This window comes from Methylobacterium oxalidis (assembly GCF_007992195.1).
Taxonomy (GTDB): Bacteria; Pseudomonadota; Alphaproteobacteria; order Rhizobiales; family Beijerinckiaceae; genus Methylobacterium; species Methylobacterium oxalidis.
Map to the genome: position 1 here is coordinate 15,105 of NZ_BJZU01000063.1, position 20,981 is coordinate 36,085.

At 72.4% G+C, this 20,981-nt stretch carries 19 protein-coding genes; 3 read left to right on the plus strand and 16 right to left on the minus strand.

Annotated features, from left to right (window positions below; genetic code table 11):
- Positions 1 to 2: 2 nt before the first annotated feature.
- A complete protein-coding gene (locus MOX02_RS15475) occupies positions 3 to 506 on the minus strand; it encodes a cupin domain-containing protein (RefSeq protein ID WP_238179135.1) in 504 nt (167 codons plus the stop codon).
- Between the two features lie 459 nt (positions 507 to 965).
- On the opposite strand from MOX02_RS15475, the gene MOX02_RS15480 reads away from it, so the two are divergent.
- Together MOX02_RS15480 and MOX02_RS15485 are read left to right on the plus strand one after the other, a co-directional pair.
- Positions 966 to 1,673 carry a carbonic anhydrase gene (locus MOX02_RS15480; protein WP_147026691.1) on the plus strand — a complete coding sequence of 236 codons (708 nt, stop codon included), beginning with the start codon at positions 966 to 968 and terminating at the stop codon, positions 1,671 to 1,673.
- A gap of 11 nt (positions 1,674 to 1,684) precedes the next feature.
- The gene (locus MOX02_RS15485; RefSeq protein ID WP_147026692.1) at positions 1,685 to 3,253 is read left to right on the plus strand and encodes a SulP family inorganic anion transporter; all 1,569 of its coding nucleotides are present in this window, start codon (positions 1,685 to 1,687) and stop codon (positions 3,251 to 3,253) included.
- Between the two features lie 61 nt (positions 3,254 to 3,314).
- Here MOX02_RS15485 and MOX02_RS15490 read toward each other — a convergent pair whose 3' ends face one another.
- The 15 genes from MOX02_RS15490 to MOX02_RS15560 all read right to left on the minus strand — a co-directional run bounded on the left by MOX02_RS15490 (position 3,315) and on the right by MOX02_RS15560 (position 19,900).
- Positions 3,315 to 3,815, minus strand: a complete 501-nt coding sequence (locus tag MOX02_RS15490) for a GrpB family protein (protein ID WP_147026693.1) — start codon at positions 3,813 to 3,815, stop codon at positions 3,315 to 3,317.
- A 13-nt stretch (positions 3,816 to 3,828) separates the two neighbouring features.
- A complete protein-coding gene (otnI, locus tag MOX02_RS15495) occupies positions 3,829 to 4,632 on the minus strand; it encodes a 2-oxo-tetronate isomerase (RefSeq protein ID WP_147026694.1) in 804 nt (267 codons plus the stop codon).
- Positions 4,633 to 4,649: 17 nt separating this feature from the next.
- Complete coding sequence (gene hflX, locus MOX02_RS15500; RefSeq protein ID WP_147026695.1) at positions 4,650 to 6,071, minus strand: GTPase HflX; 1,422 nt, start codon at positions 6,069 to 6,071, stop codon at positions 4,650 to 4,652.
- A 160-nt stretch (positions 6,072 to 6,231) separates the two neighbouring features.
- Positions 6,232 to 6,483, minus strand: a complete 252-nt coding sequence (gene hfq / locus MOX02_RS15505; protein WP_132255243.1) for an RNA chaperone Hfq — start codon at positions 6,481 to 6,483, stop codon at positions 6,232 to 6,234.
- A gap of 216 nt (positions 6,484 to 6,699) precedes the next feature.
- A complete protein-coding gene (ntrX, locus tag MOX02_RS15510) occupies positions 6,700 to 8,070 on the minus strand; it encodes a nitrogen assimilation response regulator NtrX (protein WP_147026696.1) in 1,371 nt (456 codons plus the stop codon).
- Complete coding sequence (locus tag MOX02_RS15515; RefSeq protein ID WP_238179146.1) at positions 8,067 to 10,358, minus strand: sensor histidine kinase NtrY-like; 2,292 nt, start codon at positions 10,356 to 10,358, stop codon at positions 8,067 to 8,069. Before MOX02_RS15515 ends, ntrX begins: the two co-directional genes overlap by 4 nt.
- A gap of 337 nt (positions 10,359 to 10,695) precedes the next feature.
- Entirely contained in the window at positions 10,696 to 11,499 is an 804-nt protein-coding gene (locus MOX02_RS15520; RefSeq protein WP_147026698.1) for an MBL fold metallo-hydrolase, read from the minus strand.
- A 43-nt stretch (positions 11,500 to 11,542) separates the two neighbouring features.
- Positions 11,543 to 12,325, minus strand: coding sequence for a TatD family hydrolase (locus MOX02_RS15525; RefSeq protein WP_147026699.1), 783 nt, complete (start codon positions 12,323 to 12,325; stop codon positions 11,543 to 11,545).
- 58 nt (positions 12,326 to 12,383) lie between these two features.
- Positions 12,384 to 13,991 carry a methionine--tRNA ligase gene (gene metG, locus MOX02_RS15530; protein ID WP_373866750.1) on the minus strand — a complete coding sequence of 536 codons (1,608 nt, stop codon included), beginning with the start codon at positions 13,989 to 13,991 and terminating at the stop codon, positions 12,384 to 12,386.
- 78 nt (positions 13,992 to 14,069) lie between these two features.
- On the minus strand, positions 14,070 to 15,134 hold the full coding sequence (locus MOX02_RS15535) for a DNA polymerase III subunit delta' (RefSeq protein ID WP_147026701.1): 1,065 nt from the start codon (positions 15,132 to 15,134) through the stop codon (positions 14,070 to 14,072).
- Positions 15,124 to 15,855 (minus strand): dTMP kinase, encoded by a 732-nt coding sequence (gene tmk / locus MOX02_RS15540; RefSeq protein ID WP_147026702.1) that lies wholly within the window; start codon positions 15,853 to 15,855, stop codon positions 15,124 to 15,126. Before tmk ends, MOX02_RS15535 begins: the two co-directional genes overlap by 11 nt.
- Positions 15,852 to 17,048, minus strand: a complete 1,197-nt coding sequence (locus tag MOX02_RS15545) for a D-alanyl-D-alanine carboxypeptidase family protein (protein WP_147026703.1) — start codon at positions 17,046 to 17,048, stop codon at positions 15,852 to 15,854. The genes tmk and MOX02_RS15545 overlap by 4 nt, the downstream gene beginning before the upstream one ends.
- A 173-nt stretch (positions 17,049 to 17,221) precedes the next feature.
- On the minus strand, positions 17,222 to 18,502 hold the full coding sequence (locus MOX02_RS15550) for a septal ring lytic transglycosylase RlpA family protein (RefSeq protein WP_147026704.1): 1,281 nt from the start codon (positions 18,500 to 18,502) through the stop codon (positions 17,222 to 17,224).
- A 419-nt stretch (positions 18,503 to 18,921) separates the two neighbouring features.
- On the minus strand, positions 18,922 to 19,278 hold the full coding sequence (locus MOX02_RS15555; RefSeq protein WP_147026705.1) for a ribbon-helix-helix domain-containing protein: 357 nt from the start codon (positions 19,276 to 19,278) through the stop codon (positions 18,922 to 18,924).
- Positions 19,262 to 19,900, minus strand: coding sequence for a division plane positioning ATPase MipZ (locus MOX02_RS15560; protein ID WP_147026706.1), 639 nt, complete (start codon positions 19,898 to 19,900; stop codon positions 19,262 to 19,264). The genes MOX02_RS15555 and MOX02_RS15560 overlap by 17 nt, the downstream gene beginning before the upstream one ends.
- A gap of 494 nt (positions 19,901 to 20,394) precedes the next feature.
- Here MOX02_RS15560 and MOX02_RS15565 point away from each other — a divergent pair, with 494 nt between their 5' ends.
- A complete protein-coding gene (locus tag MOX02_RS15565; RefSeq protein ID WP_147026707.1) occupies positions 20,395 to 20,973 on the plus strand; it encodes a PAS domain-containing protein in 579 nt (192 codons plus the stop codon).
- Positions 20,974 to 20,981: the final 8 nt, after the last annotated feature.

Here is a 20,981-nt window from a genome sequence, read left to right on the forward strand (position 1 = left end):
GCTCAGCGGCCCGGCGCGGCCTGCCGGCTCGGGTCGTCGGCCGGGTTGACGTAGGTCAGCCCGAACGGCCCCGTGCCCGAGACCTGAACCACCGCCGGCTCTGAAGAGGTCCAGAGCGCGTGCGGCATGTTCGCGGGCAGGTACACGAAGCCGCCGCGCTCCATCGTCGTCCCGCGCCCCTTGTCCAGGGTCTCGCCCATGTCGTGCTTGAGGCTGCCGGAGAGCAGCGTCACGCTCTCGTCGGTGGCGTGGGTGTGCGGCGCGATCACGGTGTCGGCCGGGATCCGCACCCGCAGCGTGAACGGACCCGGCTTGTCGGGATCGCCCATGATGATGCTGATCTCGCTGCTCTTCGGCAGGGAGGGCGGCGCGGGCATCCATCGCACCGCCGCCTCCCCGGATAGGAGGACCATGCCGCCATGCGTCGCCTCCCCGGCAGCCACGGCTCCCGCCCCGACCGCGACGAGTGCCAGCGCCGCGATGCCCGCCCGCGTCCGTAGCGCCATCCTCATCTCTCCCCGGTTCGCCGTCTCCGCTCCGCGTGCCGGCATCGCTGCCCGGCCGAGCGGCAGTGAGACCATCGCCTCGGCCTCCATCCGTCAATCTCCCACCCGGACACATCCGCTTGAGCGACCGTTCCGGCAGCGGTCCCGCGGCTCTGGGTGACCGATCATCCCGCTGATCGTCGATATTGCTTCGAACGCCGTGCCGTGTATCACGCGGCATGGAGACGATTTGGGATTAAATCATCTGGCATCTACTCGTATCGTCGCGCACAGCCGCGCACGAAAGACGGACCTATAGTTTCTTCCATCGGCACGGGGCGTCGTCCCGCCGTCGAACATCTCTCGAAACGGTTGCGGAGTCGATCAACCGGGACCCGACGGTCCCGGGCCGGGCAGACGCGCGTCCGCCCGCCGGCCCCGCACGTCACCGCAACACCGTCGCATGACGAGAGGATCGACGTGGACACCATCATCCAGGGCATCTCGAACTTCCGCGGGAGCGTCTTCCCCGGCCAGCAGGCCGTCTACGAGCGGCTCGTCCGAGACGGGCAGCAGCCGAAGGCCTTGATCATCGCCTGCGCGGATTCCCGCGTGGCGCCCGAGCACATCACTCAGGCCGGCCCGGGCGAACTGTTCGTCTGCCGCAACGCCGGCAACATCGTGCCGCCCTTCTCGCAGCAGAACGGCGGCGTCTCCTCGGCGATCGAGTACGCCGTGGTGGCGCTCGGCGTGCGCGACGTCGTGATCTGCGGCCATTCCGATTGCGGGGCCATGAAGGGGTTGATGAAGCCCGAAGCCCTGGAGAGCATGCCGAACGTCGCGGCCTGGCTCCGCCACAGCCACGCGGCGAGCCAGATCGTCTGCGAGGCCTATCCCGCCGGCCTCGACCCGAAGGATCACCACCGGGCCCTGGCTCTCGAGAACGTGGTGGTGCAGCTCAACCACCTGCGCACCCATCCGAGCGTCGCCGCCGGCCTCGCCAAGGGGGAGCTGCGCCTGCACGGCTGGTTCTTCGAGATCGAGACCGGCGCGGTGCTGGCCTATTGCGGGCAGAGGGGCCGCTTCGTGCCCGTCGCGGAGGCGGACGGGTCGAGCCTGCCGGTGGCGCAGGCGCCGAGCCCGCGCGTCGCCGCGCCCGAGATCGCCCTGCCGCAGGCGGCCGAGTGAGGGCCGGCCCGATGCAGCGCTTCCTCCCTCTCTCACGCGCGACCGTGCCCCTCTCGCGCGAGACCCTCGCGCGGGACCTGCCCGCCTCCTTCGTCGTCTTCCTCGTCGCCCTGCCCCTCTGCATGGGCATCGCCATCGCCTCGGGCGTCCCGCCCGAGCGCGGCCTCATCACCGGCATCATCGGCGGCATCGTGGTGGGCCTGCTCGCGGGCTCCCCGCTCCAGGTGAGCGGCCCGGCGGCGGGCCTCGCCGTCATCGTGTTCGAGTTCGTGCGCGCGCACGGGCTCGGCATGCTCGGCCCCGTCCTGGTCCTGGCCGGCCTCCTGCAGATCGCGGGCGGCCTGATGCGCGTCGGCGGCTGGTTCCGGGCGATCTCGCCCGCCGTGGTGCACGGCATGCTCGCCGGCATCGGCATCCTGATCGTGCTGGCGCAGGTGCACGTCCTCACCGACGCGCTGCCCAAGGCGGGCGGCCTCGACAACCTGATCGCGATCCCGCAGGCCTTCATCGACGTGATGGACCTCGACCAGTCCGGCAGCCTCGCGGCCGTGGCGGTCGGCCTCTGCACCATCGCGGCGATGGTGGGGTGGGAGCGGTTCCGGCCCGCACGCCTGAAGCTCCTTCCGGGCGCCCTCATGGGCGTCCTGGCGGGCACCGCGCTCGCCCTGCTCGCCGGCCTCGCGGTCAAGCGCGTCGAGGTGCCGGAGGCGATCCTGACCGGCCTGTCCCTGCCGGGCTCCGCGGACTGGGCGCGGCTGGCCGAGCCCACCATGATCGTGGCCGCGCTCACCCTGGCGGTGATCGCGAGCGCCGAGAGCCTGCTCTCGGCCGCGGCGGTCGACCGGATGCACGACGGGCCGCGCACGGCCTACAACCGCGAGCTCGGCGCGCAGGGAGCGGGCAACATCCTCTGCGGCCTCGTCGGCGGCCTGCCGATGACCGGGGTCATCGTGCGCTCCTCGGCGAACGTCCAGGCGGGCGCCGCGACCCGCGCCTCGACGGTCCTGCACGGCATCTGGATCCTCGCCTTCCTGATGGCGCTGCCGGGGCTCCTCAAGCTGGTGCCGACGGCGGCGCTCGCGGGCATCCTCGTGGTGACGGGCTGGCGGCTCGCGAGCCCGGCCCGGGCGCTCCACCTGCACGCCCGCTACGGGCTCGCGACGGTCGGCATCTGGCTCGCCACGATGGTGCTCGTCGTCGCGATGGACCTCCTCACGGGCGTCCTCGTCGGCCTCGCCCTGAGCCTGCTGCAGGTCGTCCCGGCGCTGCGCAAGGGCGTGCTGCGGGTCGAGAACGCGGCGGCCACCGAGCAGGCCGGCGTGCCGGAGGTGCGCCTCTCGGGTGCGGCGACCTTCCTCCAGCTCCCGCACCTCAACGCGGCCCTGGAGCGGACGCCGGAGGGCGGCGCGGTGCGGCTCGCCGCCAACGACCTGAGGGACATCGACCACACCTGCCTGGAGATGATCGAGGACTGGGCCTCCCGGAAGGCCGCCGCGGGCACCCGGGTGGAGGTGGTGGGCGGCTCCGGCGCCCCCCGCGACAAGCTCGCCGCGGCGGTCGCGGCGCCGCAGACGGACTGAGGGGCACCCCCCGCCGACGTCATCCCGGGCTCGCGGTAGCGGGACCCGGGATGACGGCCGATCAGGGTCCGCTCCGCAGGATCCCGGCGATGAACGCCGCCTTCGCGTCGCGGTAACGCTTCATCGATCCGCCCGCGTGGCGGAGCTTGAGCGCGTTGTAGGCCCTCACCTGGTTCGGATCGGCGCGGAGCCGGTCCCGGAAGCGTGTGAACACGTCGAGTTCCGAGCCGCGCACGACGAGTTGGATCCCGACCGGCGGATCCGAACCCGCGTCGGCGAAGGCGCAGAACGAGGCCGTGCTCACCGAGCCGGGATTCGGGGCGAAGCGTCCGGCGAGGAGCCTGCGGCAGGTCTCGAAATCCCGTTCCTCGACCCGGATCGCGAGATCGAGGTCGCCCTTGGTCAGGCAATGGGGAATCGCCGTCGCTCCCACATGCTCGATGCCGGCGCCCTCCGGCAGGACCGCGGCGAGATCCAGGGCGAGGCTCCGGAAGAGGGCCTCCGCCCGCGCGCACGTCTCCGCCAACGACGCGGGCGGGACGAGGTTCAGCCTCTCCGCCAATGGCCGGCGGGCCTCAGGCCCCCTCCCCCGCCGGCGCGGCCCGGTAGGGTGCGAGCCAGGGGAGGCCGGCCTCCGTTCCGGCGCGCGGGTTGTACTCGCAGCCGACGAACCCCGCGTAGCCGAGGCGGTCGAGCTCGCCGAACAGGAACGGATCGCTCACCTCGCCGGTGCCGGGCTCCGCCCGGTCCGGCACGCTCGCCACCTGCACGTGGCCGATCAGCGGCATCAGCCGGGCGAGCCGCGCCGTCAGGTCGCCGTGAAGGATCTGCGCGTGGAACAGGTCGAACTGGAGGCGCAGGTTGGCGTGGCCCTCGGCCCGCAGGGACGCGACGCGCTCGCCCGCCCAGTCGACGTCGTCGAGGAAGTAGCCCGGCATGCTGCGGCGGTTGATCGGCTCGATCGTCAGGTCGAGCCCGCGCTCCGCGAGGCGCTCGGCCGCGTGGCGCAGGGACCGGTCGTAGGCCGCCCGGGCCTCCGGGTCGGACCGCTCGGCGAGGCCCGCCATCAGGTGGAGGCGCGGCACCCCGGTGGCCTCGGCGTAGGGGAGCGCCGCCTCGACGCCCCGCGCCACCGCCTCGAAGCGGCCCGGCAGCGCCGCGAGCCCGCGCTCGCCCGCTCCCCAGTCGCCCGGGGGCATGTTGAAGAGGACGAGTTCCAGCCCGCTCGCCCGCAGAGCCCGGGCCACCGCTTCCGGCTGGTGCTCGTAGGGGAACAGGAATTCGACCGCGGGAAAGCCCGCGTCGCGGGCCGCCGCGAACCGGTCGAGGAAGGGGTGCTCCGTGAAGAGCAGGCTGATGTTGGCGGCGAAGCGCGGCACGGTGCCCTCGCCGGATCTCAGCCGGCGCGGGCGAGGCGCCGCGCGCCCTCGAAGCGGTTGAGGAAGCGCGGCTCCTTCTCGGGTGCGATGCGCACCGCGAGGTGGAGCTCGCCGCCCTCGACGGTGCGCCGGTCGAGCACCTCGGCGTTCTCGTAGAGCCAGTTGAGGGAGGCCCCGTCCTCGGGCGGCAGGATCACCGCGAAGGTCGAGCGGCTGCGGGCGATGCGGGCCTCGATCCGGCTCATCAATGCGGGAAGCCCCTCCCCCGTCAGCGCTGAGACGAGGACGGGCGCCGCGCTGTCGCGGTCGTTGCGGCCGGATTCGCGGGCCATGGCGCTGAGGTTGAGGAGCCGCGTGCGCTCCGCCTCGTCTAGGAGGTCGGCCTTGTTCCAGACCTCGATGATGCGGTCGGCGCGGTCGCCGATGCCGAGCTCGTCGAGCACCTCGGCCACGTCTTCGGCCTGGGCCTCGGTGTCGCCGTGCGAGACGTCGCGCACGTGCAGCAGGATGTCGGCCTCGATCACGTCCTCGAGCGTCGCCCGGAAGGCGGCGATGAGGGGCGTCGGCAGGTCGGAGATGAAGCCGACGGTGTCCGACAGGATCACGGTCTCGCCGTGGGGGAGCTTGGTGGCCCGCGCGGTCGGGTCGAGGGTCGCGAACAGCATGTCCTGCGCCCGCACCTCGGCCTTGGTCAGCGTGTTGAAGAGCGTCGACTTGCCGGCGTTGGTGTAGCCGACGAGCGCCACGATCGGGTACGGCACCCGCGCCCGGCTCTGCCGGTGCAGGCCGCGGGTGCGCGTGACGGCGTCGAGGTCGCGCTCGATGCGCGTCATGCGCTCCTGGATCAGGCGCCGGTCGGCCTCGATCTGGGTCTCGCCGGGGCCGCCGAGGAAGCCGAAGCCGCCGCGCTGGCGCTCGAGATGGGTCCAGGAGCGCACGAGACGGCTCTTCTGATAGGCGAGATGGGCGTGCTCCACCTGCAGCCGCCCCTCGCGGGTCGAGGCGCGCCGACCGAAGATCTCCAGGATCAGGCCGGTGCGGTCGATGACCTTGGCGCCCCACGCCTTCTCCAGGTTGCGCTGCTGCACCGGGGAGAGCGCGCAGTCCATCACGACGAGGCCGATCTCCTCCGCCTTGATCAGCCCGGCGAGCTCCTCCACCCGGCCCTTGCCGAGATAGGTCGAGGGCCGGATCTTCTGGAGGCTCAAGCCGGTCGCCTGCGCCACGTCGAGGTCGATCGCGGCGGCGAGGCCGACCGCCTCGTCGAGGCGCGCGGCCGTCGAGCGGGCGGCCTGCCGGTCTGGGGCGCCGGCGGCCTGCGCCGCGGCGCGGGTGAGATAGGGACCGACCACGAGGGTCCTGGTCGCCGCCGCGATCTCGCCCTCGGGGGCGGCCATCGCCTGAAGCCGGGCCTCGCCCGGGAGTAGCGTCTCGCTCATGTATCCTTCGTCGGGTCGTCGGGCCGCACCGTCCGCCGCATCACCCCTCCTGGGGACAATGGGGGCCCGCGCGCGCGCGACAAGGGGCCGGCGCGGGATAGTTGCGCGGGGAAACCACGAACCGCGACGATCCCGGCGGGCCGTGCCCGGCCCGCGGGGCTCAGGCCTTCTCGGCGGCCTCGTCGGGCTCGAAGAGCTGGACCGGGTGCCCGGGCATGATCGTGGAGATCGCGTGCTTGTAGACGAGCTGCGAGTGCCCGTCCCGGCGCAGAAGCACGCAGAAGTTGTCGAACCAGGTGACCACGCCCTGCAGCTTGACGCCGTTGACGAGGAAGATGGTCAACGGGATCTTGTTCTTGCGGACATGATTGAGAAAGGTGTCCTGCAGGTTCTGTGCGCGTTCGCCCGCCATTGTTCTTATCCTTGCGCTATTCCGGCGCCCGCCACCCGCGGCGGGTTCTGATTATCGGTCGGTTCCTCGGCCGCCTCGCCCCGGGCGTCACGGCCGCGTCCATTACGTGTTCAAATCCCGCTTCGATGCAAGTGTGGTATGCAAAGCGCCGGCTCCGGGAATCCGGATGCGAGGAGGGCGCCGCCGCGGGGGCGGCCTCCTGCTTCCCGCCCCGGCTCAGGGGCCGATCCCGAGGGATTTCAGCTTCCTGTGGAGGGCCGAGCGCTCCATGCCGATGAACTCGGCGGTGCGGGAGATGTTGCCGGAGAAGCGGGCGATCTGCGCGATCAGGTACTCGCGCTCGAAGATCTCGCGAGCCTCGCGGAGCGCCAGGCTCATCAGCTTCTCGCCGCCCGCCCCGTTGGGGGTGGTGGGCACCAGCGTCCCGATCTCGGAGGGCAGCATCTCGGAGGTGACCTCCTGCTCCGGGTCGGTGTGGGTGAGGATCATCAGCCGCTCGACGTTGTTGCGCAGCTGGCGGACGTTGCCCGGCCAGTCGTGCGACTGCAGCACCGCCATCGCGTCCTCGGCGATGCGGCGGCGCGGCAGGCCGGTGGCGGCCGAGATCTGGTCCATGAAGAACGAGATCAACTCCGGCACGTCCTCGCGCCGTTCCGAGAGCGAGGGCACCCGGATCGGCACCACCGAGAGCCGGTGGAACAGGTCCTCCCGGAAGCGGCCGCCCGCGATCTCCTCGGCGAGGTCGCGCGAGGAGGAGGAGATGATGCGCACGTCCACGTGCACGCGGGTGGTGCCGCCGACCCGCTGGAAGTTCTGATCGACCAGGACCCGCAGGATGCGGTTCTGGGTCTCCCGGGGCATGTCGGCGACCTCGTCGATGTAGAGGGAGCCGCCGTGGGCCTCCTCCAGCGCGCCGACGCGGCGCATGCGGCCCTCGCCGCCCTCCACGCCGAAGAGCTCGGCCTCCATGTTCTCGGGCGTGATCGTCGCCGCGTTGATGACGACGAACGGCCCGTTGGCGCGGCCCGAGGCCCCGTGGAGCGTGCGCGCGGAGAGTTCCTTGCCGGAGCCCGGCGCACCGGAGATCAGGACGCGGGCGTTGGTCGGCGCCACGCGCTCCACGGTCTGGCGGAGCTGGTTGATGGCGACGGAGCCGCCGACGAGCCGGCTCGCCTGCCCGGAGCGGGCCTTGAGGTCCTTCACCTCGCGCTTGAGGCGGGAGGCTTCGAGCGCCCGCTCGGCCACCAGGATCAGCCGGTCGGCCTTGAAGGGCTTCTCGATGAAGTCGTAGGCGCCCGACTTGATGGCCGAGACCGCGGTCTCGATGTTGCCGTGGCCCGAGATCATCACCACCGGCAGGTCCGGGTGGCCCGCCTTGATCAGGTCGAGCACCTGCAGGCCGTCGAGGCGCGAGCCCTGCAGCCAGATGTCGAGGAAGACGAGGTGGGGGCGGCGCGCCTCGATGGCGGCGAGCGCCTCGTCGGAGCCCCCCGCCGTGCGGGTTCGGTGCCCCTCGTCGTCCAGGATCCCCGCGACGAGGTCGCGGATGTCGGCCTCGTCGTCGACGATCAGGATATCGGCGCTCATGGCTGCATCTCCGGCATCTTCTCCGCGGATTGGGGGGCCGTGCTCTCGGGGGGGGGGCTCTTGGGGGGTGTGCTCTGGGGGGCCGCGACCTGGGGAGCGGCGACCTGGGGAGCGGCGCCCGCCTCGGGTGAGAGGGCGCGCGGCACCCGCAGGCGCACGCGGCCGCCCCGGCCGGCGGGGTTGTCGTTCAGCTCGATCCCACCTCCGTGCTCCTCGAGCACCTTGCTGACGATGGCGAGGCCGAGCCCCGTCCCGCCCTCGCGGGTCGTCATGTAGGGCTCGAGCAGGCGCTGGCGCCCCTCGGCGGGGAAGCCCTTGCCGTTGTCGGTGACCTCGATCACCGCGAACTCGTCCTCGAGGCCGAGAGCGAGCTCGACGCGGCCCTTGCCGAGCTCGGCCTCGGGCACGGCGGCCACCGCCTCGACGGCGTTCTTCAGGATGTTGGTCAGCGCCTGCGACAGGAGCCGGATGTCGAAGGCCGCGGTGACCCGCTCCGCCCCATCGAGCCCGCGGGCCGAAAAGGTGAAGTCGAGGTCCGGGTGGGCCACCCGCATCATGAACAGGTTCTGCTTGGCGATCTCGGTGAGGTCCTGCTCGGCGATCGCGGGCTTGGGCATGCGGGCGAACGAGGAGAACTCGTCGACCATGCGCTTGATCTCGTCGACCTGGCGCACGATCGTGGCCGTGCACTGGTCGAAGACCTCGCGGTCGCTGACGATCACCTTGCCGTACTTGCGCCGGATGCGCTCGGCCGAGAGCTGGATCGGGGTCAGCGGGTTCTTGATCTCGTGGGCGATGCGGCGGGCCACGTCCGCCCAGGCCGAGGTGCGCTGGGCCGAGACGAGGTCGGTGATGTCGTCGAGCGTCACCACGAATCCGCGCGCGCCGCCCTGCGCCTGCTCGGTGGTGATCCGCACCGTCACCGTGCGCTCGCGGCCGTCGCGGGTGAGCTGGATCTGCTGCTGGAGGGCGCGCTGGCGCCCCTCCCCCTCCGGCAGGAGCGGCCCGAGCTCGGGCACCGCCTCGGTCACGGGCACGCCGACGAGGGCGTCGCTGGCGAGTCCCAGCATCCGCTCGGCCGCCGGGTTGGCGATGGTGACGATGCCCGCGGAATCGACGCCGATCACGCCCGGCGAGACGCCCGAGAGCACGGCCTCGGTGAAGCGGCGGCGGCGGTCGATCAGGTCGCTCGCCGCGGTCAGCCCCGCGTGCTGGCGGCGCAGCTCCTGGGTCATCTTGTTGAAGCTCTCGCCGAGATGGGCGAGGTCGCCGTCGGATTTGCGGGCCGGCACCTGCGCGTAGAAATTGCCGGAGGCGACCTGGTCCGCCGCGTTGATGAGGCGCCGGATCGGAGCGACGAAGCGGTTGGCGAAGTTGAGCCCGAACCAGATCGCCGAGAGCAGAGCGATGAGCGCGATCAGCACGAAGACCGAGGCGAAGGTCACCTGGATCGAGCGCTTCAGCGCGTCGTAGGTCAGGTACTCGGCCGCCGCCGCCCGCGACACGCCGGGGAAGTCGATGGCGAGCTGGCTCACCTCGCGCTGCACGAGGAGCACGGCGTCGTCGTAGGCGGGCATGCGCAGCAGCGCGGCGAAGACGCGGCCCTCGGTGGGCAGGAGGCAGATCGGATCGTTCGACTTGCCCGCCTCCTCGAAGGCCGCGGCCGAGGGCAGGCGCGTCTCCTTGAGGATGTCGATCTTGGCGCGCGCCACCACCTCGCTCGGCCCCCGCATGATCTGCGCGACGGGGAGCCCCAGATTGGTGGCGCGGGTGGTCAGGAAGCCCTGGAACCAGTCGCGGTTCACGTCGAAGTTCGGCCGGGCCCGGGTGAGGTCGTCGGCGAGGATGCGGATCTCGCGGGCGAGGCTCTGGCACTGGTTCTCCTGGTAGGCGTCGGCCACCTCCACGGATTTCAGCACCACGTCGCGGACCCGGTCGGTGAAGCCGAGCGAGAGGCCGCGATCGATCGTCACCGAGGCGACGACGGCGAGCAGGATCGTTGGCAGGATCGCGATGAGGCTGAACAGGCCGACGATGCGGGTGTGCAGCCGCGCCACGGCCGCGTTCGCCCGGCGCGCCTGCAGGAAGACCCGCGCCTCCCAGGCGATGATGACGACGAGCCCGAGGACGAGCACGACGTTGATGGCGAGCAGCGTCACCCCGATCGTCGGCGTCGGTGTGACGCGGATGACGCCCGCCAGGATCAGGAAGGTGGCGATGGCCGAGACCAGGGCCAGGCCCACGATGGCGGCGCCGATCCAGCCCGGCCCGCGGGGTCCCGGCCGCATGGCGTCCGCCACGCCGCCTGCACCCTCGGCCGGGATCGCTCCCGCGGGCGGAGGGCCGGCCGTCTCGGCGCCCTCGCGGGGGGCGCCCGATGTGTTGGAGCGACGCAGGAACGGCATGCCTGATGCAGGGCCACAACAGTGTGGCGAAATTAATACGAATCGGGGCGGAGCGGCGGCATTTACGACCGGGGATTGCAGGATTCCGAGGTCCGAGAGAGGAGGATTTCCAGCGACGGACCGGCTTCGCCCGGTCGGCATCCGCGGTCTCAGGAGAGGCGGAGGATGCGCCGCGTCGGGCCGCGTCCCGCTCGGTCGGGTTGCGTACGCACCCGGCTCCTCACAGGTCCACCGTCGCGGTGAGCCCGTCGTAGGCCGGGACCACGCCCGGCGGCAGCTTGCGGGCGAGGCTCGCGTAGTCGAGGTCGGTGTGGAGATTCGTGAGGACGGCGCGCCGCGGCGCCACCTCCTCGATCAGCGCGAGCGCCTCCGAGACCGAGTAGTGGGTCGGGTGCGGCGTCTCGCGGAGCGCGTCGATGATCAGGAGGTCGAGGCCGCGCAAAGCCGCCTTGCTCGCCTCCGGCATCAGGCTGACGTCCGGCGCGTAGGCTGCCGGGCCGAAGCGGAAGCCGAGGGCCGCCTCGTTGCCGTGCTCCATGCCGAAGGGCAGCGCGGAGACCGGCCCGCCGTGACCGTCGAGCATCACGGTCTCGCCCTCGGTCAGGTCGTGAAGGTCGAGGATCGGCGGATAGGCGCTGCCGGGGGGCGTCTCGAAGCAGTAGCCGAAGCGGATCTCGAGGAGGCGCCGCGTCATCGCGTCGGCGTAGACGGGGATGCGCCGCCGCATGTGGATCACGAGCGGGCGGACGTCGTCGATGCCGTGGGTGTGGTCGGCGTGGGCGTGGGTGAACAGGATCGCGTCGAGGCGCCCCACCCCCGCGTCGAGGAGCTGCTCGCGCAGGTCCGGCGCGGTGTCGACGAGGACGGTCGTCGCGCCCGTCCCGTCCCGGCGCTCGGCCAGCAGCGAGCAGCGGCGGCGGCGGTTCCTCGGCTCGGCGGGATCGCAGGCGCCCCATCCGTAGCCGATCCGGGGCACGCCCCCCGACGAGCCGCAGCCGAGGATGCGCAGGGTCAGCGTCGCCATCCGGACCTCCCGCCCGGTTGGTAGCCGACCGTCCCCGCCCCTGTCATGCCCTCTCGGCCTTCGTGAACAGGCGGTGGAAGTTGTCGGTGGTCGCCCGCGCGAAATCCTCGGCCGGCATCTCGAGGGTCGCGGCCAGCGAGCGGGCGGTGTCGGCCGTGTAGGCGGGCTCGTTGGTGCGGCCCCGGTGCGGCTCGGGCGCCAGGAACGGGGCGTCGGTCTCGACCAGGATACGATCCCGCGGCACGCGGCGGGCGATCTCGCGCAGCTCGTGCGAGCGCCGGAAAGTGACGATGCCGGAGAACGAGACGTAGAGGCCGAGCTCGATCCCGGCCTCGGCGAGGCGCCGGCCGGAGGAGAAGCAGTGCAGCACGCCCGTGAAGGGGCCCGCGCGCATCTCGTCCATCAGCACCGCCTCCATGTGGGCGTCGGCGTCCCGGGAATGGATCACGAGGGGCAGCCCCGTGGCGCGGGACGCCGCGATGTGGGCCCGCAGCACCCGCTCCTGCACGGCCTCGGGCGCGGCGTCCTCGTAGTGGTAGTCGAGGCCCGCCTCGCCGATGCCGATGCAGCGGGGATGGCCGGTCAGCGCCGCGATGGCCTCGGCCGGCACGTCCGGCTCCTCGGCGGCCCCGTGCGGGTGGGTGCCCGCGGTGCACCAGACGGCGGCGTGCGCCTCCGCGATGGCCCGGTATGTGTCGGCCTTGGCGAGGCGGGTCGAGATCGTGAGCATCCGCGTCACGCCGGCGGCCTCGGCGCGCGCGACGACGCCCCCGATGTCGGCGGCGAAGTCGGGAAAGTCCAGGTGGCAGTGGCTGTCGATCAGCATGGGGGTTCGGGTCTGTGTGGCGCCTCGCCTCCCCGCGTCGGGAGGGGGACCGGCCGCCTCAGGCGGCCGGTGCTTCCGGCTCGACGAAGCGGGGGAAGATCGGGGCCGGGACCGGCAGGCTCGCGCCCGGCGCGAGGCGGTGGCCCGCGCCGACATGCTCCAGCAGCCGCGCCTCGGGCGGGACGGCGAGAAGGTCGAGGAGGGCGGCACCCGCCGTCGGGACGAAGGGCTGGACCAGGATGCCCACAGCCCGCAGGGTCTCGACCGTGACGTAGAGCACCGTGCCCATCCGCTCGGGATCGGTCTTGCGGAGCTTCCACGGCTCCTCGGCGGCGAAGTAGCGGTTGGCGTCGCCCACCACCGCCCAGATGTCGGCGAGGATCGTGTGCAGCGCGAGGTCGCCCATCGCGGCCCGCGCCCGCTCCGGCAGCGCGTCGGCGGCGGCCAGGAGGGCCCGGTCCGCCTCGGTGAGGGACCCCGGCTGCGGCACCCGCCCCTCGCAGTTCTTGGCGAGCATCGAGAGCGAGCGCTGGGCGAGGTTGCCGAGGTCGTTGGCGAGGTCGGCGTTGATGCGCCCGATGATCGCGTCGTGGCTGTAATTGCCGTCGCCGCCGAAGGGCACCTCGCGCAGCACGAAGTAGCGCACCGGGTCGACGCCGTAGGTGGCGATCAGGTCCATCGGGTCGACCACGTTGCCGAGCGACTTCGACATCTTCTCGCCCTTCGAGAGCAGATGCCCGTGGCCGAAGATGCGTTTCGGCAGCGGCAGCCCCGCCGACATCAGGAAGGCCGGCCAGTAGACCGCGTGGAAGCGCACGATGTCCTTGCCGATGACGTGGAGATCGACCGGCCAGAACCCCCAGCGCGGATCCGCCTCGTCGGGGAAGCCGCAGACCGTGAGGTAGTTCGTCAGGGCGTCGACCCAGACGTACATGACGTGGCCGGGCGCGTCCGGCACGGGCACGCCCCAGTCGAAGGTGGTGCGGCTCACGGAGAGGTCCCGCAGCCCCTGGCGGACGAAGCTCGCGACCTCGTTACGGCGCGTCTCCGGGCCGATGAAGTCGGGCCGGCTCTCGTACAGCGCGAGGAGCCTGTCGGCGTAGGCCGAGAGGCGGAACAGGTAGTTCTCCTCCTCCGTCCACTCGACCGGCGTCTGCGTGGCCCTGGCGCGCCGCACCCCGTCGGGGCCGATCTCGGTCTCGTCCTCGCCGTACCACGCCTCGTCGCGCACCGAGTACCAGCCGATGTACTTCGACAGGTAGATGTCGCCGCTGGCTTTCATCCGGGCCCAGATCGCCTGCGCGGCGGCGTAGTGCTCGGCCTCGGTGGTGCGGATGAAGCGGTCGTGGCTGCAGTTCAGCGCCTCGGCCATGTGCCGGAACTTCTCCGACATGCGATCGACGAGCGCCCGCGGCGTGGTGCCCTCGCGGGCCGCCGTCTGCTGGATCTTCAGACCGTGCTCGTCCGTCCCCGTGGAGAACAGCACCTCGTAGCCGTCGAGCCGGTGGAAGCGGGCGATGGCGTCTGTGGCGATCACCTCGTAGGCGTGGCCGATATGCGGCGCGCCGTTCGGGTAGGAGATCGCGGTGGTGAGGCTGAAGCGGCCTCGGGCGGAGGGGCTGGAAGGGGCCTGGGCGGAGGCTTGGGCCGTTTGCTGGGCCGTCACGTCGGAGGTTCCCCGGATAGGCGGTTCACGGTCTCCCCCGATCCCGGGATCACAGGATCGGGGCATGCGCCCGGGAGCTCAGGCCGCCCGCACCGCGCCCGCGAGGTCCCCGAACAGGGAGAGGACGAGGGGCCGGCGGTCGAGATTGTAGGTCGCGGCCTCCCGGGCGGCGCGGGCGGTCTTGTCACACACCTCGACCAGGGCCGCAAGGCGGGCCGGCGGCTCCGCCCGGCGCCGGTCGAGCTCGGACGAGACGAAGCGGTACACGGTGTCGAGGCTCGCCTCGAACAGGGGCTCCGCGTCCCGCCCCGCGAGCTTCTCGGCGAGCGCCAGGATGCGGCGCCAGTCCGGCCGCTCGATCCCGGCGAGCAGCGCCTCGACCTCCGTCACGAGCCCGGCCGTCGCGGGATCGAGCATCGCCACCGCCCGCGCCACGGAGCCCTCCGAGAGCGCGGCGGCGCGGGCGAGGGAGGCCGCCTCCGGCGCTCGGAAGGGGGCCGGCAGCCCGGACAGCACCTGCGTCACCTCCGCCTCCGCGAGGGGGCGCAGGGCGAGCGCCCGGCAGCGGGAGCGGATCGTCGGCAGGAGGCGACCCGGCGCGTGGCTGACGATGAGGAAGAGGGAGTGCGGGGGTGGCTCCTCCACCATCTTCAGGAGGGCGTTGGCGCTGTTCGGGTTCAGGTCCTCGGCGCTGTCGACGATGCAGATGCGGTAGCCGGCGTTGCCGGCGGTCGCGCCGAACAGGTCGAGGGCCCTGCGGGCCGCGTCGACGCCGATCTTCGTCGGCAGCGCCTTGGCGCCCGGCAGCCGGTGGCGGCGCAGGGCGACGAGGTTCGGGTGCGAGAGCGCGGCGACCTTGCGGGCGACGGGGTGCGCCGGGTCGACGGCGAGGCTCCGCGGCGGCGCCGGGTCCGGGTCGGGGTTGGCGAGGAGGTAGCGGGCCACCCGGTAGGCGAGCGTCGCCTTGCCGATCCCCTGCGGTCCGCCGATCAGCCAGGCATGGTGCAGGCGCCCCGAGGCGATCGCCCCGGCGAAGGCGGCCTCGGCCGCCGCGTGGCCGACGAGGGTCGCGCTCTCGCGCGGGCGCGGGACGTCCGCGAGGTCGCCCGCCTCGGCGTCGTCGGCCGTGCGCTCAGGCGGCATCGTCGCGGCTCGCGGTCTCGGGTGCGGGCTCGGCCGGCAGCAGGCCCGGCAGGCGCGCGGCCACGACCGCGCGGATCGCGGCCTCGACCGCGTCGGGTCCGGCACCCGCGTCGATCACGGCGCAGCGCGCCGGCTCGGCCTCTGCGATCGACAGGAAGCCCGCGCGCAGGCGGGCGTGGAAGGCGAGCGCCTCGGCCTCGAAGCGGTCCGGCGCGTCGGCACCGGCTCCCGCCTCGGCGGCCCGCGCCCGGGCCCGGGCGAGGCCGCTCTCGGGGGGCAGATCGAGGATCAGCGTCAGGTCGGGCCGCGTGCCGCCCACCGCCGCCCGCTCCAGCGCGCGCAGCGTCCCCGGGTCGACGCCCCCGGCCGCGCCCTGGTAGGCGCGCGTCGAGTCCGCGAAGCGGTCGCAGAGCACGATCTCGCCCACCCGCAGCGCCGGCCGGATCAGGCGGTCGACATGGTCGATCCGCGCCGCCGCGAAGAGCAGCGCCTCGGCGAAGGGCCCGTAGGGCTTGGCGATGCCGGAGAGGAGCGCCGCGCGGATCTCCTCGGCCCGCTCGGTGCCGCCGGGCTCGCGGGTCGTCACCACCGTGCGGCCCGCCTCACGCAGCGTGCGGGCGAGGCGGGCGAGCTGGGTCGACTTGCCGGCCCCCTCCCCGCCCTCGAAGGTGATGAACAGGCCGGGCGGAGGAGCCTGCGGAGGCGCCGGCCGGGCGGTCACGACGGGTTGCCGGCCTTGCTGAAGGCCCGCCGGAACAGGCCGGTGCCGACCTCGAGGGCCGCGTCGAGGGCCCGCTGCGGGATGGTGCCGGAGGCCACCGACTCGCCCGCGTAGAGGGGCTGGTCGAGGGCGAGCGTGTCGCCGCGCATGACGCGCAGGCGCCCGACCTCGCGCCCCTGCTCCACCGGCGCGGTGAGCGGGCCCTGGTAGACCACCCTGGCGGTGACGCGCTCGCCCGAGCCTCGCGGCAGCAGCAGCCGCACGGGCTTCTTGGCCATCAGCGGCACGCCGCCCCTCTCGCCGCCGTAGACGGTCGCCTCCGCCACGGTCTCGCCGGCCGCGAAGATCTGGCGCGGCTCGAAGGCGCGGAAGCCCCACTCCATCAGCTTGCGGGACTCGGAGGCCCGGTCGCGGGCGGTCTTGAGGCCGCTCACCACCATGATCAGGCGCTGCCCGTTCTGCACCGCGGAGCCCGTCAGGCCGTAGCCGGATTCCTCGAGGTAGCCGGTCTTGAGCCCGTCCGCGCCCATGTCGAGGGCGAGCAGCGGGTTGCGGTTCTGCTGCTTGATCTTGTTCCAGGTGAACTCGCGCTCGGCGAAGATCTTGTACAGATCCGGGTAGGTTTCGATGATGTGCAGCGACAGCTTCGCGAGGTCGCGGGCGCTGACCTTCTGGTCGGGCGCCGAGTAGCCGGTCGCGTTGCGGAAGGTCGAGCGCGTGAGCCCGATCTCCTTGGCGCGGGCGTTCATCATGCCGGCGAAGGCCGCTTCCGTGCCCGCCATGTTCTCGGCGATGGTGATGGCGGCGTCGTTGCCGGACTGCACGATGAGGCCGCGCAGGAGGTCGGCCAGCTTGATGCGGCTGTTGACCTGCGCAAACATCGAGGAGCCGCCCCCGCCTGCCCCACCCCGCCGCCAGGCGTCCTCCGTCACCGTGAACTCGGTGTCCATGGTCAGGCGGCCCTCCTTCAGGGCGCCGAACACGATCTCGGTGGTCATCAGCTTGGCCATGCTGGCCGGGGCGAACAGGTCGTCCGCCGCCTTCTCGAAGAGCGTCGAGCCCGAATCCGCGTCGATGAGGATCGCGTGGGGGGCGCTCGTCTGGAAATTCTGGGCGGCCGCGAGCCGCGGGGCTCCGGTGGCCAGCAGCAGGCAGGCCGCCGCGAGACACATCCGGACCGACGTCGTACGCATCCAACAACCCTCGCCTATCCGCCCGGCCTCCTGCCCTGCCGGAAGCGCGACCTTACAGCGGTTCGATGCGCGAATCGAACGTCCAATCGCCGCGCGGGCTGCCTGATTCTTGTGCAATCCCCGCGCCTTGCCTCGCGTCTTGCCCCGCGCCCTGCCCGAATCGGCTCACCCGATCAGTTCACTTCGGCGAGGCGGGAGCGGCGCTGAGGGGGCACCTTGGACGGCGCGGAGGCCGGGCTCGCCTTGCCCGGCGCACTCGCGGGCGGAGCCCCCGCGAGCTTCGCCATCGCGAGCCGGGAGGCCGTGGGCATGGGGGCCGGCGCCGCGGCGAGGCGGCTCGGGCCGGCGTTGCCGATCGGGCCGGGCTTTGTCTGGGCAAGCTTGGCGGGCTCCGGTTTCGGGAAGCCCGATTTGGCCGCAAGCGGCGGAGGAAGGGCCTTGGCGACCTGGACGGGGCCGGGCTTGGCGGCGGGGTGCGGGGCCGGCGCGCTGCCGGAGCGTCCCTTCGCGGCGGAGGCGGTCTGGACCGGGGCCGCCGGGGCCGCGGCGAGCACGGGCCGGAAGGGGGCGCCGCGCGTCGCGGTCGGCTGGAGGGCGGCCGGCACCGGCGCGGCGGCGCGGGCGACGAGGACGGGGGCGGGGCGCGGCGCGGGACGGGCGGCCGGCGCCTCCTCGGTCTCCCGCTCGATCTGGCGCTCCTCCGGCGGCTTGAAGGCGAGCGGCGCGCGCGCCCGGGGCGCGGGGTCGGACGCCTCGCCGGCATCGGAGCCGAGATCGGCGAGCATCACCGGGCTGCGCCCGCCGATCGCCGCCGGACGGCCGTCGGTGCGCAGCGTCGCCATCAGCTTGCGGTCGTCGCTGCCGGCGACCGAAGCCTTGCTGACATACTCGACGCGCACCCGCGTCGTGCCGCGCCGGTGGAACTCCAGCGCCTCGGCCACCGCCTCCGACACGTCCATGACCCGGTCGGCGTGATAGGGGCCGCGATCGTTGACGCGCACGATCATCGAGCGACCGTTCGCGGTATTCGTGACGCGGGCGTAGCTCGGCAGCGGCAGGGTCGGGTGGGCGGCGGCGATCGAATGCCGGTCGAACACCTCGCCGTTGGCGGTCTGGCGGCCGTGGAAGGCGCTGCCGTACCAGGAGGCCATGCCCTCCCGCACGTACCCCCGGGCGTCCTCGCGGGGCACGTAGGTGCGCCCGGCCACCACGTAGGGCTTGCCCGAGAAGCGGCGCCCGCCGCCTTTCGGGATCACGTCGCCCTCGTTGTAGAGGCGCGGGCTCGCCCGGACCCCGTATTTCGGGTCGATGCCGTTCCCGGGCGCGGTCGCGGCGAGCTTCTGGGGGTTGTTGCTGCAGTTCGCGGTGGCCAGCGCGATCACGGAGACCGCGAGGATCCGGCGGAGCGGGAGCGCGGCGATCCTCGCCGTCCCGGCCTTCGTCGAACGCACCATACCGACCACTCGGGTCTCACCGCGGACGCCACACGCCCCGACCGGCGCGGTGAGCGGCACGGACGGGTCTTGCCCCGCCCGGAGGCCGGTGGGGCGGTGCAGAGAATTGTCGAGGCGACGTAAAGGAAGGCTGAACGAGGCGGCCCGGCGCGGGCGACGATGGCGGCAGATCAGTTGAGAGGCCGCGTGAAAAAAGTCACTCAACCTGCTCGAAGATCTCAGGAAAAATTTTGCGCTGCGGGAGCCTTCCACATTGCGCGGATCATCGGGGTGCCGTCATGGAGGATCGGCCGGAAAGATCTCACGCAACGTCTCAGGAAACGGCCGTAAGCGGAGGATTTGTCAGCCGTTCTCGCGTTTCAGTCCCGACCGCGGCGTCGCCGCGGCCGGGGTGCGCGGGTGGCGTCCTCGGCCGATCCTCAGCGCGGCGGCGTCTCGTTCAATTGGTCGATCGAGCGGGCGCCCCGCTGCTTGAACAGCATGTCCAGGGCCTCCAGCATCAGGGCGTGCATCTTGGTGCGCTCTGCGTAGGCGAGGTCGCGCAGCTGATCGTAGACCGGCGGCTCCAGGTACACCGACATCTGGCGCGCCCGCTCCTTGAGGGTGGCGCTCGGGCGGCAGGACGGGGGCGGCGCGACGTCGAGCTGCACGATCTCGGCCGTCTGCGGCGCCGGCGCGAGGCCGTGGACCGGGGCGGTCTTGACGGGCGCGAGCTTGGGCGGGGGGGCCGCCGCGGCGACGATCGATGCGAGGTTCAGCTTAGGCGGCTTTGACATGCTTGGCCCCCTGCATCCGCCGCTCGATCCAGGACCACAGCCGGCGCACCTCGGTGGCGGCCTGTCCCTTCGGATTGAACTCGGTCACGCCCTGGCCGACGCCGATCGCGTCCTGGTGGTCGGTGCGGGCGACGATGTTCACGTCGGGCAGCACGCCGAGCACGGCGAGGCCGTCCGCGGCGTCGCGGATCCGGTAGGAGCGCGGCGGCGTCTGGTTGAGCACGAAGGCGAACTTCTTCTCCAGCCGGTAGACGGCCGCGAGCGTCGGCTTGAAGGCGCGCAGGTCCGCGGGGGTCGGGCGGCAGGGAATGATGCAGAGGTCGGCCGCGCGGATCGCCGAGAGGGTGCCGGTCGAGTCCACGCCCGGCGTGTCGATGAAGACGTAGTCGTAGGCCGACTCGCGCAGCTGCGCCATCACCGCCTCGATCTGCGTCGCGTCGATCTGGGCGACCTCGGGCCCCTCGGCGGTGCGATGGTCGAGCCAGTCGCTGATCGTGGCCTGCCGGTCCATCTCTAGGATGCAGACGGAATGGCCCGCCTCCTGGGCGGCGACGGCGAGCGAGATGCAGAGGGTGCTCTTGCCGCTGCCTCCCTTCTGCGTGACGAACGTGATGGCTTTCATCCTGACGTCCTCTGCAACCGGCTTCCGGGTCTGCGAAAGGTTCAGCAACTTTAGGTTACAAAACGGGCGGAGGCGGTCCGGCTGTCCCGGGACCGCCGCGGACCGTCGGGACCGGCCGGCGATCCCCGGCGGGCTGGAGGCAGCGACCCGTCCTGTGACCCAAGGATGCGATGATCCCGGTCTGACCGAACATGGTTAACGGGCCGTTAAGGCTCCGCATGGCCGGCCGCGTCGCCGGGTCGGGAGAGCGCGGCGCCGATCCTGCGCAGCGTCGCTTCGGCCGATGGAGCGGGAGTCCCGGGGCGACGGCGGTTCTGCGAAATATAATCTCAGGTTGTCACAAATCGGTGCCGCCGAAATATTGCCCTTTCCACTGCGCCGGCAGTATCCTAGATCTCGATCGGACGGCCCTTCGGCAGATGGGTCATTAACCTCAAGTTATTCTAGCGCGGCGGGAACGGCCGGCGCCGAGCCGGACCGGCTCAAGGACAGGCATGGGTGAAGCCCTGACGCTACCGGGGACCGGCGATCTGCAGGCGGCGCTCGACGCTTCCGGGGTCGTCGGTGCGTGGGAGCACGATCTCTGGAGCGGCCGGCTCGCCGTCTCCGCCCCCTTCGCGCGGCTGCTCGGGCTCGATCCGGAGGCGGCGGCCAAGGGCGTGCCGCTCGCCGCCTTCCTGGCCTGCACCCACCCGGAGGACCGGGTCCGGGTCGAGAACCATCTGCACGCCTCGAGCGAGGCGGCCGGCCCGTTCGAGGCGGAGTTCCGCACCCTCGACGCCCGCAGCGGCGTGCGCAGCCTCCTGATGCGCGGGCGGATCGACCAGGACGCGTCGGGCCGGGCGGCGCGGGGCCGCGGCATCGCCATCGACCTCACCGAGAACCGCGCGGCGAACCTGCAGCACACCGAGCGCTTGGTGAACCGCATGGCCGAGCACGTCATCGCCCTGCGCGGTCTCGCGGGCGTGCTGCAGCGCCCAACGCTCGCCAAGCTGGTGGACGGGCTGATGATCGAGATCGGCTTCGAGCTCGCCCGCTACCTGCGCGACCCCACGGACGGCAACCGGCATTGAGGCCGCCT